Consider the following 16234-nt stretch of genomic DNA (forward strand, 5'->3'; position numbering starts at 1 on the left):
GAAAGTGGAACCATGAAGGCGATATGGGACAATATCCGAGCCATCGATCTGCTGGAAACACTGCCGTATGTAAAGCGGGGACCCGTCGGGGCAATCGGACACTCCCTGGGCGGACACAACTCGGTCTATACCGCTGTTTTTGAGCCGCGCATAGGCGTTGTGGTATCCAGTTGCGGATTGGATTCCTACATAGACTACAAAGACGGTAATCTCGCTGGATGGACGCAGGATCGGTACATGCCCAAATTGAAAAATTACGCCCATCGGCTGTGGGATATACCCTTTGATTTTCACGACTTAATCGCAGCATTGGCACCCCGACCCTGTTTTATTGCCGCGCCTTTGCGCGATAGCAATTTCAAATGGCAAAGTGTAGATGCCGTTGTCAACGCAGCCTCGCGCGTGTATGAACTTTACGATGCAACAGAAAATCTGATTGTCGAACACCCCGATTGCGAACACGATTTTCCCAACGCCATGCGCGAACAGGCATATCAATTATTCGAAAAACACCTTGGATAACTCGAGAGACGCCATGCAAAGCAAAGTCGCTGTCCTCCGCACATCGCCGCATACGGTCTTTGAAGACTACCACCGCCTGCTCAATCTGGCGGATTACCAGAATATAATTGCCAAAGAAGTAGAAACCGCGCTCAAGATCAACATTTCCTGGCACTTCTTTTTCCCCGGATGTTCCACAACACCATGGCAACTCGACGGTGTTATTCGCGCCATGAAACGGGATGGCTACGATCCCGACCTCATTCACGGCTGCCACAACCGAACCGTGGTCATTGACGCACGTTTGGGCGAAAAAGAAAACAAACACCTCCCCGTCATCGAAGCGCACGGCTTGAAAAATATACATCTCTACGAAGGCGAAGAATGGATCAACGTACGCGACGCAGTCGGCGACCTCACCGAAAATTTTCTCTGCCTGAACGAAGTCTATCCCAAAGGCTTTCACATTCCCAAACGCTTCATTGATGAAAACATCATCCATTTCCCCACCGTCAAAACCCACGTCTTTACCACCACCACAGGCGCCATGAAAAATGCCTTTGGCGGCCTGCTCAACGAACGCCGTCACTGGACACATCCCGTCATTCACGAAACCCTCGTCGATCTGCTCATGATTCAAAAGAAAATCCACCGCGGTGTCTTCGCAGTCATGGACGGCACCTTTGCAGGCGATGGCCCCGGCCCGCGCTGTATGATTCCCCACACCAAAAACGTCATCCTCGCCAGTGCCGATCAGGTCGCCATTGACGCAGTCGCCGCCAAAATGATGGGCTTTGACCCACTTTCAATCAAATACATCCGCATAGCACACGACCTGGGCCTGGGATGCGGGGATCCCACCCAAATCGAAATTGTGGGCGATTTGGACGCCGCAGAAGAGAATTGGGACTTTGTTGGCCCGTACAAAAAAATGACCTTTGCCTCTAAAATGCAGCACAGGATCTACTGGGGGAGCCTCAAAAAACCCATCGAATGGTCGCTCAAAACCATCCTCGCCCCCTGGGCTTATATGGCTTCCGTACTCTACCACGACAGTTTCTGGTATCCTTTCCACGCGAAAAACAAAATGCAGGACGTGCTAAACAGCGACTGGGGCCGCCTCTTCCGCAACTGGGAACACCTCACCCCAAACGCACAGGGCTTTCCCGACGTGGGCGACACCTCTGCCAAACTGAAAAAAACAAATCTGCAAGCCCTGAGGGATTCGCTCGGTATCTTGCGCGATTGCATTGTCGAAGCCCCCGAATTCATCCAGTCCCGCAAAAGAGAAAACACCCTGCACGCCCATGACCGAAAACATTAACCGCTTATTCCGCGACCAACTGCCGGAACAGCGCATTGCAAAAATCGAACCGCTCTGCGAAACCCGGGCGCACACAGTCTGGAAAGTCACGGCAGACCGCTCGGTATTTGCTGTAAAACATCACCTCTTTGCATCGCTCACGCGCGGCAAACCATACCACTTGCTCGCCGTTGAACAAAAAGTTACCAACCATCTCCTCGCCAGCGGCGTCTCTGTCCCCCGCATTATAGCAACCGATCCTGATGGCGGACTGGTCATCTACGAATGGTGCGGCAATCACACCCTCGACGACATCTGCCAGACTGCGGACCCCAGCCCATTCGCACCCACCGTCATCAACACCCTTTGCGCCCTTGAAAAAGCATTTTACAAACACAGATCCAAATTCATCCCGCACATCGCGCCCGGATGTAGTGCAGATGACCTGCGAGAACAGTGGCACAACACCACCCAATCACTCACAGAAACGCTTCCATCACTCGTACGCGATCCCAACGCGCCAGATCTTCCATCGACCTGGGAAACCCTCGTAAACGAACTCAGCCACGCACCGCCAGTAATCGGTCCCACCGACTACAACGCCCGCAACATCGCGTGTCCAAATCCAGAAACAGCAACAGTTCTCGAACTCGCCAAAATTGGCTATGACTGGCCCGAACGCCGCCTGGTACAATACACGACATCGCTCGGCGCGCACAATCCCCGCGGTCACATCATTGCCCTTCTCACACCATCGCTTGCGCAATACTACGCACATCTTGCATCAAAATTGTACTCGACCCCGATCAAAACCATCCTCCTGCGCCTCGATGCACATCACCTCATCTATCACCTGTTCGCAGCCCATATATGCCTGACAACGCCACACTGGCAAAATATTAAAACCCGCATCGCACAACACAAAAACCGGATAGCCTATCCCCTATCCGACCACCCCCTGACAAACAAATTCCGCGCGTATTTTCGCCAAAAATAAAGGCGATCCCATTTCCTGGGACCGCCATTCCTATCCGTACAACATACCCTGCACCTACGCGATATCTATCACCCGCTCAAAAATTGCCCGCGTCTGTGCCATATCGTTCTTCAAAACATCTTCAAACACCTCAGCCGTATCAAACCCCATCGCCCTGGCCACTGCTGTCAACGCCCGGTCTTCGGTGGGCAAATGGGTGCGTGCCTGCTCGTCCTGGCGTCTGATCACCTTCTCAACAGTACGCAAAAACACATACGCTTGCTGAAGACGTTGTGCATCTTCTACCTCCAAAAACCCGCCCTCTACCAATCTTCTCAGTGCCTCAAGCGTATTGGCACTGCGCAACTCCGGATGATCTTTGGCGAACTTCAACTGCAAAATTTGTACAATAAACTCAATATCTACAATCCCTCCCGCATCTGTTTTGATACTCACCACCTTACGGGATCTTTGCCCATCTTTGCGCTCCATCTTCTTGCGAATATCCAGCATCGTGGCAACTTCCTCATCTGAAAACCCGCTACCCACAATAAAAGGCTCAAACAAATTCAGCAACTTTTCTCCCAAAACTGGATCGCCAGCGACAACCCGGCTCCGAGACAATGCCATGCGCTCCCACGTTGACGCGCGCGTCTCCAAATAGCGACTATAAGATTCCAGAGACAGTGCCAGAAGCCCGCTTGCCCCCTCGGGACGCAACCGCGGATCCACCGGATAGAGCTTCCCCTGCGGGGTATTCTGCTCCAGCATCGCGATCATCTGCTGTGCCAGATCGATAAAAAATTGCAAATTCCCCTGCGGCCTCGCGCCATCTGTTTCGCCATCTTCGCCATATACAAATACGATATCCAGATCCGAACCAAAACTCAATTCATCTCCACCCATCTTGCCCAGGCCCAGCACCACAAACCCGACCTCCTCACCGCTGCGATTGCGCGGCACCCCGCGTTTTTCGACCAACCGTGCATAAACCACCTCATAAACCGCCTGCACAACCGCATCGGCCAACATCGTCAGCGCCTCAAATGTTTCAAATGTATCGGTCAAGCCCACGAGATTGCGCGTGCCAAAGCGCAGCAACTCGCGATGTTTTATCCTGTTTAGAACACTCACCAATTCGGGCGTATCGCCATACTGCTCAATCTGTGCGCGCAACTGTTCTCGCAAAGCGTCCATACCCGGACTGAGATGCAAAACCTCTGCTTCCGGATCCAGATACAAAACCTCTGGACGAACCAGCCAATCGAGCAATCCGGGGTTGCGCGTTATCACCTGCACCAGAAATTGGCTACCCACACACAGTGACAACATCAGTTGGCGAAATCCCTGGTTAGATGCCAAAATGCGGAAAAACATATCGCCCGCGCCATAAGCAGACACCAGACTCTCCAGATTGCTCAACCCCTGATCCGGATCGGCGGACTCCTGAAGTGCCTGCATCAATGCCGGTGCCAATTCTGTAAAGCTCTGACGCGCCCGTGTGCCCCGAATCCGCGGCACATGCCCAAAAGCCAGATAAATCAGATTGCGATGCGCCTCGCCCGGCCGATCAAACCCAATCTCTTCTAACAACCCGCTGGCTTCTGCATCGCCTATTTCCATATTGACCAGCGCGCCTATGGAACGGCCCTCGCTCTCGTGCGCCTCCGTAAAGACCTGGGCATACACCTCCTGCACAGCCTTCAAATGGACATCCAGTATTTTGCGATACGCCCCAGCAGATTCCATATCCATCGTGCGCGCCAATACGCGCTGTTCATCCTCTCCTTCGGGCAGCGAATAATCACTGCGATTGTGCATCATCTGCAAGCGGTGTTCCAAACGCCTGAAAAATACATAAGCATCCCGTAGCTGATCGGCCTCCTTACCCGACAGCGCAGATACACGCTGCAACTGCCGGATAGCCTCGAGCGTATTATCCGACCGCGCATTCTCGTGTATGCGCCCCACCAGCAATTGCAAACACTGCACAATAAACTCGATATCCCGGATACCACCCGAGCGCAACTTCAAATGCGTTTCGCGTTGCCCCTTGCTGCCAATCTGATCTTCTATACGCGCCTTAACGCGGTTGATCTCCGTTGCCGGACTGGTATCAAAATAGCGCGGATAGACAAAGGGTTGTACCATCTTCAAAAATCGCTGCCCCAGGGCTTCAGACCCGGCACAACAACGGGCTTTAATCAGCATCTGCCGCTCCCACAACTCGCCCCGCCGCATATAGTAACCCTCATATCCAGCAAGAGGCATCACGAGCGCGCCAGCCGCGCCATCGGGACGCAGGCGCATATCCATGCGATACAAAAATCCCTCTGGCGTCACCTCTGTTGCCGCACGCACAATTTGCTCACACAATCGGGTGAAAAACTCCTGATTCGTCACAGACCGTTCACCATCTGTATTGCCCTCGGCGCTATAGACAAACATCAAATCGATATCCGAACTAAAATTGAGTTCCATACCGCCCAACTTACCCAGCCCAAAAATCGCAAACGCCACAGGCTGTCCATCGCCATTTCGCGGCATGCCATAACGCGCTTGCAAGTCGGGCAACAAAATATCAATCAGCTTTTGCAAACACACATCTGCCAAAATCGACAAATCAGCCGCAACATATTGAATGGCGCGCCCACCGGCCAGATCGCCCACGCCAATACGCAACAACTCGCGTCGCGCACTTCGCCGAACAGCACTAAGCTTGTCTTCGCGCGTATCCACAGCTTCGACAGCCCGATCAAAAGACACCATCAATTGTTCTTTCTCACACGATTGTGCAATGCGATCCGGAGCACCTGTCAACCAGTCAAAAATATCGGGATCGCGCACCAGCATATCAGCCATAAAAGGGCTACCGCCCAAAACGCACAACAACATGCGACACAACTCGGGATACGCTTTGAGCGTGTGCAAAAACGACGCGCGACTGGCCTGCGCGATACGCACAAAATTATGCAGCGCCATATCGGGATCGGGCGCATCGGCCAACGCCTGAAAAAAATCATCGGGAAGTTGACCATCAGCCCCTGAGCCAGCCAACTCTTCGAGATTGTGCAACGCGCGTTCAACATCTCGAAATCCCGCCTGTGCAAGCGCGTCTCGTGCGCCGGGTGTGTCAAAATCAAAAATATCCATAACGAACCTCAGGCTATAACGCCGCATCTCCTGTCTCTCGCGTGCGAATGCGGATCGCTTGTTCAACAGTACTCACAAAAATCTTCCCATCGCCGACTTCGCCCGTGGTGGCAGCTTCCAGGATAGCTTCAATCGCCTTTTCCAACTCGTCGTCAGCGACCACCAGTTCAATTTTGAGTTTTGGCAAAAAATCCACGTGATATTCGCTGCCTCTGTAAAACTCCCGATGCCCTCGCTGGCGGCCAAACCCCCGGTATTCGCCAACCGACATCCCCACCAATCCCAATTCGGTGAGTGCCTCCTTTACTTCATCTAACTTAAACGGCTTGATAAATGCCTCAATTTTTTTCATTACAACCTCCCAAACGCAATGTTGACACCGAACAAAAAAACCTATATCCTGTGCCCATTCAAAAATCACCACCAATACGCGAAAAAGGAACCGCTATGCCTGTTACGAGACTATCGGAAACCACAGCCGAAGAATTCCCCTGGGGCACCCTCAACTGGCTCATGGGCCAGGCCATTGACCCCGATGCCAAACAGACCTTTGGCATGGCCGTCATTCAACCCGGACAGCAGAATCCACCGCATTACCATCCCAATTGCGAAGAAATCCTCTACGTCGTCTCCGGAACATGCGAACACACGTACGGCGACAACAGCTATCAACTCAAACCGGGCGATAGCATTCGGGTTTCCGCTGGCGTGATCCACCACGCGATCAACAACGGCGATGAGCCACTGCGCGCAATCATCTCCTTTTCATCGGGCGACCGCCAAACCGTATTTCTCGAATAGGCAAACAATGACTATTCGCGCCATCATCTTCGACATGGACGGTACGCTCACAGAATCGTACATCAACTGGCCGGCGTTGCGATCAAAAATCAATTGCCCCCCCGAAAAAACCATCATCGAACACATCGACAACTTACCCGCAAAACAACGCAAAAAAGCCAATGACATCCTACTCCAAAAAGAATGGGAAGCAGCACAACACGCCGCCATTCGCGCTGGCGCAACAGAACTCATCGACGCACTGCGAGCGCGCAAGTACAAACTCGGCCTGGTCACCAACAACCACGGCGCCGCCATGCACTGCGTAATCAACCGACTCAATCGCGCCTTTGACATCGCCCTCAGCCGAGACGACGGCCCCATAAAGCCCAACCCCTACCTCATCCACAAAACACTCCAAGCCCTCCACACTTCCCCAAACGAAGCCATAAGCATTGGCGACAGCCGCTACGATCTCATGGCCTCTGCCGCCGCCCGCGTGCGTTGTATTCACTTCACCGATGGCGCATCCGATCTCTCGCACGATCTCCAGGTCGCGTCACTACCTGCGATCATACCGCTCCTGGACCGGCTTTAGCAGACACCAACCTTTCTGCGCACACTCGGATACGCGCCAGCGCTTTTTCGATATTTTCCACAGAATTCGCGTAAGAAAACCGCAAATACCCCTCGCCGTATTCTCCAAAACCCGACCCCGCCAGACACGCTACGTGTCCCTCATTCAAAATCACATCCGCGACCGCCGCAGACGACTTGCCCAATCCCGCGATATTTGGAAACGCGTAAAAAGCCCCCTCGGGCATCGGGCATGTAACCCCCTCAATCGCATTCAACCCCTCTACAATAATCGCACGCCGTTTGCGAAACGCAGCCATCATGTCCTCAACTGCGTCCTGCGGACCCTTCAACGCAGCCACAGCCGCCATTTGCGTAAACGCAGCCGTACACGAATTGCTATTGACCATCAGACGGTCAAAATGCGGCACGAGATCCATCGGCATCACCCCATAGCCAATGCGCCAGCCCGTCATCGCATACGTCTTGGAAAACCCATCGAGAATAATCAACAAATCGGCCATACCCTCACACGCCGAAATGCTGTGAAACTCATCACCATAGACCATCCGGGAATAAATCTCATCGGACAACACGGGAATCTGGTGCTCGACCGCCACCTCGACAATCGCCTTCAAATCGCCTTCTGGAATCACGCCTCCCGTGGGATTTTGCGGTGAATTTAGAATAATCAGCTTTGTGCGTTCTGTCACCAGATCGCGCAACTGATCCGCATTTAGGCTAAACCCGCGATCCTCCGTCAGAGGCACAGGCACGGGTTGCGCACCCGCAAACCGAATCACCGACTCGTAAATCGGAAAACCCGGATTCGGATAAATCACCTCATCACCCTGCTCTGCCAATGCCAGTATAGAATAAAACATAATCGGCTTGGCACCGGGTGTCACCACCACCTGATCGGGATGCACGTCAATCTGTCGCGTAGTCGAAATCTCTTCGGCTATTGCCTCGCGCAACTCGGGCAATCCCACGGGCGGACCGTAATGCGTAAACCCATCTGACAGCGCTCTTTGTCCCGCCTCGATAATATGCGCGGGCGTATCAAAATCCGGCTCGCCAATTTCCAAATGCACCACATCGTGTCCCATCGCCTCCAGCGCGCGCGCCTTTACCAGCACCTCAAAAGCAGACTCCGTACCCAACAGCGACATGCGATTTGCAATATTCATCATCTCACCTTACCGAATAACAATTGCGTGTGCAACTTCGGGACCGTGAACCCCCAGCGTCAGCCGCATCTCAATATCTGCGGTTCGGCTCGGTCCAGAAATAAAAGTCGCCGTTGCATTTTCGGGATGATCCAGATAAAACTGGCGCAACGGCTCAGCCGCATCCCTCAAATTCTCCAGCAACGTATTCGCCTTAAAAATACCGATATGTACGCGAGGCAAAGTCGAAACAAGACGCACGGCATCGTCCAGAGCAAACTCGACGAGACTACCCGACTCAGCCACTGCAAAAACCGCCCAGGACACCCCCGCCTCGGCAGCATCAATCGCGTGGGGCAATTCAGAACTGTCAAAAGGCGGCACGCGCACATCAATTCCCGCATCCACGCACGCGCGTTCAACAGCATCGCCCAACCCATCGGGCAACTCGGCAAACACAACCCGCTCACAGCCCACCTCCCTGAGCACACTGACCACAATGGGCGCAACCGCATCAGCATCCTCAGCCACATGTGCGACACCGGACAAAGACGCGTACTTCTCAACAAAAGCATCAATCAATTCATCACTCATAATCCACCTATCAACTAAAAATTATCCCGCCCCCAATTCGCGTTTTAATTTTCATTCAGGGGACATTTATTGCAACGCTTTATCAAAGTATCAAAGAGCATTCAAATTAATGTGAAATACCTTTCCACGCAAGTACACATACAGAGTACACCGCTACTTTACCCTTTACCCTTTGAACTCTCCACTTTATCTTTACTCCATTCCGCACTTACTATCCATTGTTCACTGGAAACTATCATGCACTCTCCAATACGCATCACACAAATCGGCCTTGGGCCACTCGGCCAGATGCTCACCCCTTATCTGGTAAAACGATCGGGCATTGAAATCGTCAGTGCCGTTGACATTGACCCATCCAAAACAGGTCAGGACCTGGGCGAAGTGAGCCAATGCGACCAACCCCTCGGCATAGCTATCACCGATGATCTCGACAGGGGATTGGCCGACGCAGACCTTGCCGTAGTGACAACCGTATCAGAACTCCAACGCATCGCCCCCACATTAAAAGCAATTATCGACCGGGGCGTCAACATCGTCTCAACCTGCGAAGAACTGTCTTATCCCTGGACAACACAACCCGAATTATCCACAACCATCGACACCTGGGCAAAAGAACGCGACGTCTCAGTTCTCGGAACCGGCATCAACCCCGGCTTTCTCATGGACTTCTTGCCCACAGCGGCCACGGGCGTGTGTCACACCGTGCAATCCATTCGCATAGAACGCACCCAGGACGCCTCTGCGCGCCGTCTCCCCTTTCAGCAAAAAATAGGGGCGGGACTCACCGTTGAAGAATTTCAAAATCTCGTCGCCCAACAAAAAATCCGACACGTCGGTCTCACCGAATCCATGCACATGATCGCCGCCCGATTGGGATGGCAACTCGACCACACCGAAGACATCGTGGAACCCGTCCTCGCAAAACCGGGGCATTGTGCAGGCGTGCTGCAAACGGGACGGGGATACCACAACGGACGAGAAGTCCTCACCCTCATCTTCAAAGCCGCAGTCGGACAACTGATACACAACGGCGACTCAATCGAATCTCAGGAGCGCATCCAGATCAATGGCACACCCGCTTACGACCTCATCATACCCGGCGGCATCAACGGCGACATCGCCACCTGTGCAGTCATCGCCAATGCCATCCCAATAGTCGCATCTGCCGCACCCGGACTGCGCACCATGATCGACATCCCCCCACTCTCCTGCGCTCAAGAAACCCCTGAGGAATAGATGCCCCGTCTTATAGGCGACTTTGACCTGCACCTGCACAGCGAAGGCAATCACCACCGCATCTACGACTGCCTCGGCGCACACCCCACAGAAAAAGGCGTGCGTTTTGCCGTATGGGCGCCCAATGCCCGGCGCGTAAGCGTGGTTGGCGACTTCAACGCCTGGAATGGCTGCCAGCACCCCATGCAAAACAGAGGCAGCACGGGTGTATGGGAACTATTCATCCCCGACCTGACGCCCGGCACCCTCTACAAATACGAAATCAAAACCCAAAACGGCGATATCTTTACCAAAAGCGACCCCTATGCCTTCTGTATGGAACACCGCCCGCGCACAGCCTCTGTCGTGTACCAGCCTAACGACGCCCTGTGGTCCGATAGCGAATGGCTACACACCCGCCAGACAAGAGACCCCTACACCGAACCAATCGCCATATACGAAGTGCACCTCGGCTCCTGGCGGCACAACCCAGAAGAAGACAACCGACCGCTCACCTACCGCGAACTCGCGCATGAACTCGTCGAATACGTCCTCGAAATGGGCTACACCCACATCGAACTCCTCCCCATCATGGAACACCCCTTAGACGAATCCTGGGGATATCAGATCACGGGCTATTACGCGCCAACCAGCCGTTTTGGCACGCCAGACGATTTCAAATACCTCGTCAACCATTGCCACGCCCACGGCATTGGCGTCATCCTCGACTGGGTACCCGCACACTTCCCAACAGACGCGCATGGACTCGCGCAATTTGACGGCTCTGCCCTGTACGAACACGCCGATCCCCGGCAGGGGACACACCCCGATTGGGGCACCTTAATTTTCAACTACGGACGCAATGAAGTGTGCAATTTTCTGATCGCCAATGCCCTCTTCTGGATTGAAAAATATCACATCGACGGATTGCGCGTCGATGCCGTTGCATCCATGCTCTACCTAGATTACTCGCGCAAAGAAGGCGAATGGATCCCCAACCCATATGGCGGCAGAGAAAATTTAGACGCCATCGCCTTTATGCACCAGCTCAACACCCTCATCCACGAAAAGTTCCCAGGCGTCTTGATGATCGCCGAAGAATCGACCTCCTGGCCCGGCGTCTCCCGCCCCGTTTATCTGGGCGGCCTCGGATTTGGATTCAAATGGAACATGGGCTGGATGAACGACACCCTGTCCTACATCTCCAAAGAACCCATCCACCGCAAATACCACCACGACAACCTCACCTTTGGCCTCGTCTATGCCTTCCACGAAAACTTCATCCTCGTACTCTCCCACGACGAAGTCGTTCACGGCAAACGCGCCCTCATCGACAAAATGCCCGGCGACCGCTGGCAAAAATTTGCCAATCTGCGCGCCTTTTATGCTTTTCAATACGCCCATCCCGGCAAAAAGTTGCTCTTTATGGGCGGTGAACTCGGCCAGTGGCAAGAATGGAACTCACAGGAAAGCGTACACTGGCACCTGCTCGAAGACCCCGACCACGCGGGCCTGAAGCGCTTTGTAAGAGACCTCAACACCCTCTACCGGGGAGAACCCGCACTCTACGAACGAGATTTTGAACCCGAAGGCTTTGAATGGATCTCGCTCCACGACGCCTCAAACAGCGTCCTATCCTTCCTGCGCCGCGCGCGATCACACGATACCCCTTTGATCTTTGCCTGCAACTTTACCCCCATCCCAAGAGAAAACTACCGCATAGGCGTACCCACCGCAGGCACCTACCGCGAACACATCAACAGCGATGCCGAACGCTACGGCGGCAGCAACATGGGCAACCTCGGCACTGTCCACACCGAACCCATCGCAAGTCACGGACATCCGCAATCCCTGCAAATCACCCTCCCCCCACTTGCAGCTGTCATGTTTAAACCCGGGTAAAAGTTCCCTAAATTGTGTTTCATATATTCTTAATATCGGCGATCTCCATATATGGTGAAATATCACGATATATGGAGATTAAAAATATAAAATTTCAGACTGATTTCTATATAATATTTTTAATTACTTCAATATAAATAATACTTTATGATTAAAAATGCCTTAAAAAAATCCACGTTGGCACGGATATTGCATAGTTAAAAACACATTTGCAAAGAAGGATCTGTGACCCAAAAAAGGATCTGTGACCCAAAACCTGAACCGTTTTGAGGCTCAGAGAATCAGCCGTGATATTTCACAGCAAAAACGTCAGAAGGTCCCCGTCGGATTGGTAGTCAGCCTGTGGTCTTCTGCCGCAACATACAGAGCGGGAATAGTCCAACACACCATACCCCACTCTGTTTAAGAAGATGACTCGTCACAAACACCGCGCAACAACGTTGTCCATGGGAGGAAAATACACAAAAATCTCTGTCCTATATCACGGGGCTACCTTTTTACAGAACTTTTCAGACTTGACCAAAGCAGCATCAAACACAGGCTTGAAACCCAGGTCCTGAACGCCTCACTTAGAGAACTTGCCGGGCGACTCACCCTCAGATAGCCCGGTCCAGGGCGATAGATGGGATTTTAGGCATCCTTCTATCGCCCATCCCATTTTCAACGCCATATCAGCAGATCCACCAACATCGCGTGTGAGTCGGAGAACAAGCATATAAAGGAGGCATCTATGTGGAACCGTACGATCTTAACCATGTGTCTGGTATTCGTGTTGACAGGTCTGGCATTGACTGGCGACATGACCCACGTTCCGGACAGGGACTTCGATAAACTCCGCGCCGCAGGAAACAGAAAACCCACAGGGATCTGGTCAGACGGAACCACCATGTGGGTGGCGGACAGGAGCGCTAAAATTTATGCCTACAACATGAGGACCAGAGCGCGTGACCGAGGCAGGGAATTCAATACGTTAGCCGCTGAAAACGAATCTCCTGCAGGGATCTGGTCAGACGGGACGACCATGTGGGTGGTGGACCTTGCTGACGGTAGGATTTATGCCTACAACATGAGATCCAAAGCCCATGATCGGGACAAGGACTTCTATCTCGCCGTAGAACACGACGTCCCTGAAGGAATCTGGTCGGATGGAACAACCATGTGGGTGAAGGAAAGCTCTTACCAATTCGATAAAATTTATGCCTACAACATGAGGTCTAAAGCTCATGACCCGAACAAGGACTTCAATACGCTAAAAGACGCCGGAGAGCAAAGCACTGACGGAATCTGGTCAGACGGGACGACCATGTTCGTAGCAGACGGCTATCGGCATAAAATTTACGCCTACAACATGAGATCTAAAGCTCGTGACCGGGGCAAGGAATTCGATCTCGCCGCAGGAAACACCTCCCCTACGGGTATCTGGTCAGATGGAACGACTATATGGGTAGCGGACTACAGGAGCCACATTTATGCCTACGGCGGCCTGGGCACCACCAGTGATCAGGCCATCCAGGACTTTTCAATGAAAATCAGAGGCTCGACAGGAACCCTGAAGGTTTGCGTACGAGACCACGAGTGCGAAGACGGCGACAAGATCCGCGTTGACGTAGATGGCAGGAGCATATTTTCCGGAGAAATTGACAACGACTGGGACTGTTACACACTGGATGTGTGGTCAGGCGAGAGCTATGCAGTGGAATTGACAGCCCTCAACGGTACGGGATACAAGGGGGACCACTGTAGCCACAGAGACGTTAACACGGGCGAGATCCGTGTTACTGGAGAGAACACAGAAACGCAGGTATGGCGTCATCGCGGAGGAGCCGGATCGAAGGCGCGTATCATCGTGGAAACAGCGAGGTGAGATCCAAATGTCATTCAAAAATATTAATGAAAGAAGAGACAAGATGTATCGCCACTGTATTTGTACAGGTGTATTAATCCTTCTGAGCCTACCCCTTTGGTCACAACAGAATACCGGGGATAGTGCACCTTCATCTGGAGAGACGTTTCAAGACTGTGCTGAATGTCCAAAGATGGTGATGATACCATCGGGAATTTTCACGATGGGGTCACCCAAGCGTGAGGGAGGTGACGATGATGAAAGACCGATGCGCAGGGTGCGTATAGATTACCGGTTTGCGGTGGGTGTATATGAGGTAACATTTGCCGAATGGTATGCCTGTATAGATGCAGGAGGTTGTGGAAGCTATGTTCCGGATGATGAGGGCTGGGGCAGGGGGAATCGTCCTGTGATGAATGTGAGTTGGAACGATGCGCAGTCTTATGTTCATTGGTTGTCTGCCCGGACGGGTAAAACGTATCGTTTATTGAGTGAATCGGAATGGGAGTATGTGGCGCGCGCAGGCACCGAGACGGCGTATAGCTGGGGGGACAGCATCGGTGTCAACCGTGCCAATTGCATAGGTTGCGGCAGTCAGTGGGATGATAAGCAGACAGCGCCAGTGGGATCATTTGCTGCCAATGCCTGGGGCATTCACGATATGCACGGTAATGTGCAGGAATGGGTGCAGGATTATTGGAATGAGAATTACAGGGGCGCACCTTTAGACGGTTCTGCGAGGGAGCCTGAAGACACCCTTTATCGCGTATTGCGTGGTGGTGCGTGGTACAACGGGCCGAGGAACTTGCGTTCGGCGAATCGCGACAAGGGCTTCATCCGGTCCTCTGCCCGCGGTTTTCGGGTTGCCCGGTCTTTTTAGTTCTTGGTTCTTTTGAAATGTAAAATTATGTCGTATAAAAACTTAGTCCACACGGCGGCGCATTCGCGCCATATCGGTAATTTTTCAGAAAGGAGTATGTCATGCAAATGGAAATGGTGATGGTTGGCCTCGCATTGGTGGCTATAATAATACTTGCCATATTTTTAAGCCGCGCCAAAGGTGATCTAAAAAAAGCGACTAACCGTATTTCTGATCTCGAGACTAAGCTGGAAGCCAGCAACAATTCGCTTACAGAGGCAACTAACCGTATTTCTGATCTCGAGACTAAGCTGAAAGCCAGCAACAATTCGCTTACAGAGGCAACTAACCGTATTTCTGATCTCGAGACTAAGCTGAAAGCCAGCAACAATTCGCTCACAGAGGCAACTAACCGTATTTCTGATCTCGAGACTAAGCTGGAAGCCAGCAACAATTCGCTCACAGAGGCAACTGACCGCGTCGGGAATCTCAGATTAGAATTGTCAGAAAATACCCGATCAGTCATAGCGGCGACTAACCGCATTTATCATCTTGAGCAACAGACAGAGGATACCCGTACACAGATCGCGTTTGTTATGAGAAAGTATAAGAATAAGGTTCAGAAATTCTTTGAGCAGGTTAGAGAACGTCTTGACGACCTAGACCAAACAACCGCAGAGAGTTCCAACAGAGAGGATGTAGCTGAACTCGTTAAGCCACTTAAAGAACATATTACTACTGAGGGTTTCGACTGGAATAAGGTAACTGAACTCATTAAGCCACTTGAAGAATATCTTGACAAACTAGACCAAACACCTTCTGAGGATACCCCTTCATGGAAACAATGGGCTGGTCCAGCCTTAAAAATTCTCCAAATCCTATTAGTAATAGCTGATGGAATACCCATGTTTGGGGGGATAATTTAGAGCTTGGATTTCAAGCCTGTGATTGATGCAACCTATCGTATAGAATCTCTGGATTAAAACATTCCAGAGCAGGCTATTACGGCACATGCTTCGTAGCCATGCGCGTGGTAGGCGATTGCAGCATGCCTGTGATGCGGATTATACCACCTTTCAATGTGTTCGAAGATGGGCAACCGAGCGTTCTTGTGCGTTCGGGAATCACAAATCCGTGTTCATCGGTGTTTACCTGTGGTTGCTTTTAATAAAAGGAAGGTACAGCAATGAACAAGATATTATACATCTTAATTTTCTCAACCCTGCTATTTTCAAACTCCGATGCGGAACAGGACGAGATAGAATATGTTATCAAGCCGCAATTTGACTCTGCCTGGTCTTTTTCAGAAGGTCTGGCTCGTGTGAAAATTGGTGACAAGTATGGGTATATCAACTGGGAAGGA

The 16234-nt window shown here is 52.1% G+C and carries 14 protein-coding genes and 1 pseudogene; 11 read left to right on the top strand and 4 right to left on the bottom strand.

Going from position 1 to position 16234, the window contains the following annotated elements; translation table 11 throughout:
* From OXG87_16955 to OXG87_16965, 3 genes are all read left to right on the top strand, one after another.
* Positions 1-522 (top strand): alpha/beta hydrolase (locus OXG87_16955; GenBank protein MCY3871242.1); only part of this gene is annotated, 522 nt, incomplete at its 5' end.
* A gap of 13 nt (positions 523-535) precedes the next feature.
* Entirely contained in the window at positions 536-1825 is a 1290-nt protein-coding gene (locus OXG87_16960; GenBank protein ID MCY3871243.1) for a DUF362 domain-containing protein, read from the top strand.
* Positions 1809-2801: a hypothetical protein gene (locus OXG87_16965; protein MCY3871244.1), complete on the top strand. Its 993-nt coding sequence runs from the start codon at positions 1809-1811 to the stop codon at positions 2799-2801. Before OXG87_16960 ends, OXG87_16965 begins: the two co-directional genes overlap by 17 nt.
* 54 nt (positions 2802-2855) lie before the next feature.
* On the opposite strand, the gene glnE is transcribed toward OXG87_16965, so the two are convergent.
* Both glnE and OXG87_16975 read right to left on the bottom strand, forming a co-directional pair.
* Complete coding sequence (gene glnE / locus OXG87_16970) at positions 2856-5933, bottom strand: bifunctional [glutamate--ammonia ligase]-adenylyl-L-tyrosine phosphorylase/[glutamate--ammonia-ligase] adenylyltransferase (GenBank protein ID MCY3871245.1); 3078 nt, start codon at positions 5931-5933, stop codon at positions 2856-2858.
* Positions 5934-5946: 13 nt separating this feature from the next.
* On the bottom strand, positions 5947-6285 hold the full coding sequence (locus OXG87_16975) for a P-II family nitrogen regulator (GenBank protein ID MCY3871246.1): 339 nt from the start codon (positions 6283-6285) through the stop codon (positions 5947-5949).
* A gap of 95 nt (positions 6286-6380) precedes the next feature.
* On the opposite strand from OXG87_16975, the gene OXG87_16980 reads away from it, so the two are divergent.
* Together OXG87_16980 and OXG87_16985 are read left to right on the top strand one after the other, a co-directional pair.
* Entirely contained in the window at positions 6381-6734 is a 354-nt protein-coding gene (locus OXG87_16980) for a cupin domain-containing protein (protein ID MCY3871247.1), read from the top strand.
* Positions 6735-6741: 7 nt separating this feature from the next.
* On the top strand, positions 6742-7311 hold the full coding sequence (locus tag OXG87_16985; protein ID MCY3871248.1) for an HAD-IA family hydrolase: 570 nt from the start codon (positions 6742-6744) through the stop codon (positions 7309-7311).
* On the opposite strand, the gene OXG87_16990 is transcribed toward OXG87_16985, so the two are convergent.
* Together OXG87_16990 and OXG87_16995 are read right to left on the bottom strand one after the other, a co-directional pair.
* Positions 7286-8482: a pyridoxal phosphate-dependent aminotransferase gene (locus OXG87_16990; protein ID MCY3871249.1), complete on the bottom strand. Its 1197-nt coding sequence runs from the start codon at positions 8480-8482 to the stop codon at positions 7286-7288. The two genes, OXG87_16985 and OXG87_16990, sit on opposite strands and share 26 nt — an antisense overlap.
* Positions 8483-8488: 6 nt before the next feature.
* Complete coding sequence (locus tag OXG87_16995) at positions 8489-9052, bottom strand: lactate utilization protein (protein ID MCY3871250.1); 564 nt, start codon at positions 9050-9052, stop codon at positions 8489-8491.
* A gap of 237 nt (positions 9053-9289) precedes the next feature.
* Here OXG87_16995 and OXG87_17000 point away from each other — a divergent pair, with 237 nt between their 5' ends.
* The 6 genes and pseudogenes from OXG87_17000 to OXG87_17025 all read left to right on the top strand — a co-directional run bounded on the left by OXG87_17000 (position 9290) and on the right by OXG87_17025 (position 16234).
* On the top strand, positions 9290-10288 hold the full coding sequence (locus OXG87_17000) for a dihydrodipicolinate reductase (GenBank protein ID MCY3871251.1): 999 nt from the start codon (positions 9290-9292) through the stop codon (positions 10286-10288).
* A complete protein-coding gene (gene glgB, locus OXG87_17005) occupies positions 10289-12169 on the top strand; it encodes a 1,4-alpha-glucan branching protein GlgB (protein MCY3871252.1) in 1881 nt (626 codons plus the stop codon).
* Positions 12170-12899: 730 nt separating this feature from the next.
* Positions 12900-14033, top strand: coding sequence for a hypothetical protein (locus tag OXG87_17010; protein ID MCY3871253.1), 1134 nt, complete (start codon positions 12900-12902; stop codon positions 14031-14033).
* Between the two features lie 172 nt (positions 14034-14205).
* Complete coding sequence (locus OXG87_17015) at positions 14206-14892, top strand: formylglycine-generating enzyme family protein (GenBank protein ID MCY3871254.1); 687 nt, start codon at positions 14206-14208, stop codon at positions 14890-14892.
* A gap of 101 nt (positions 14893-14993) precedes the next feature.
* Complete coding sequence (locus OXG87_17020; protein ID MCY3871255.1) at positions 14994-15797, top strand: hypothetical protein; 804 nt, start codon at positions 14994-14996, stop codon at positions 15795-15797.
* 338 nt (positions 15798-16135) lie between these two features.
* Positions 16136-16234 (top strand): annotated as a pseudogene (locus OXG87_17025) (WG repeat-containing protein).

Source organism: Gemmatimonadota bacterium (genome assembly GCA_026706845.1).
Taxonomy (GTDB): domain Bacteria; phylum Latescibacterota; class UBA2968; order UBA2968; family UBA2968; genus VXRD01.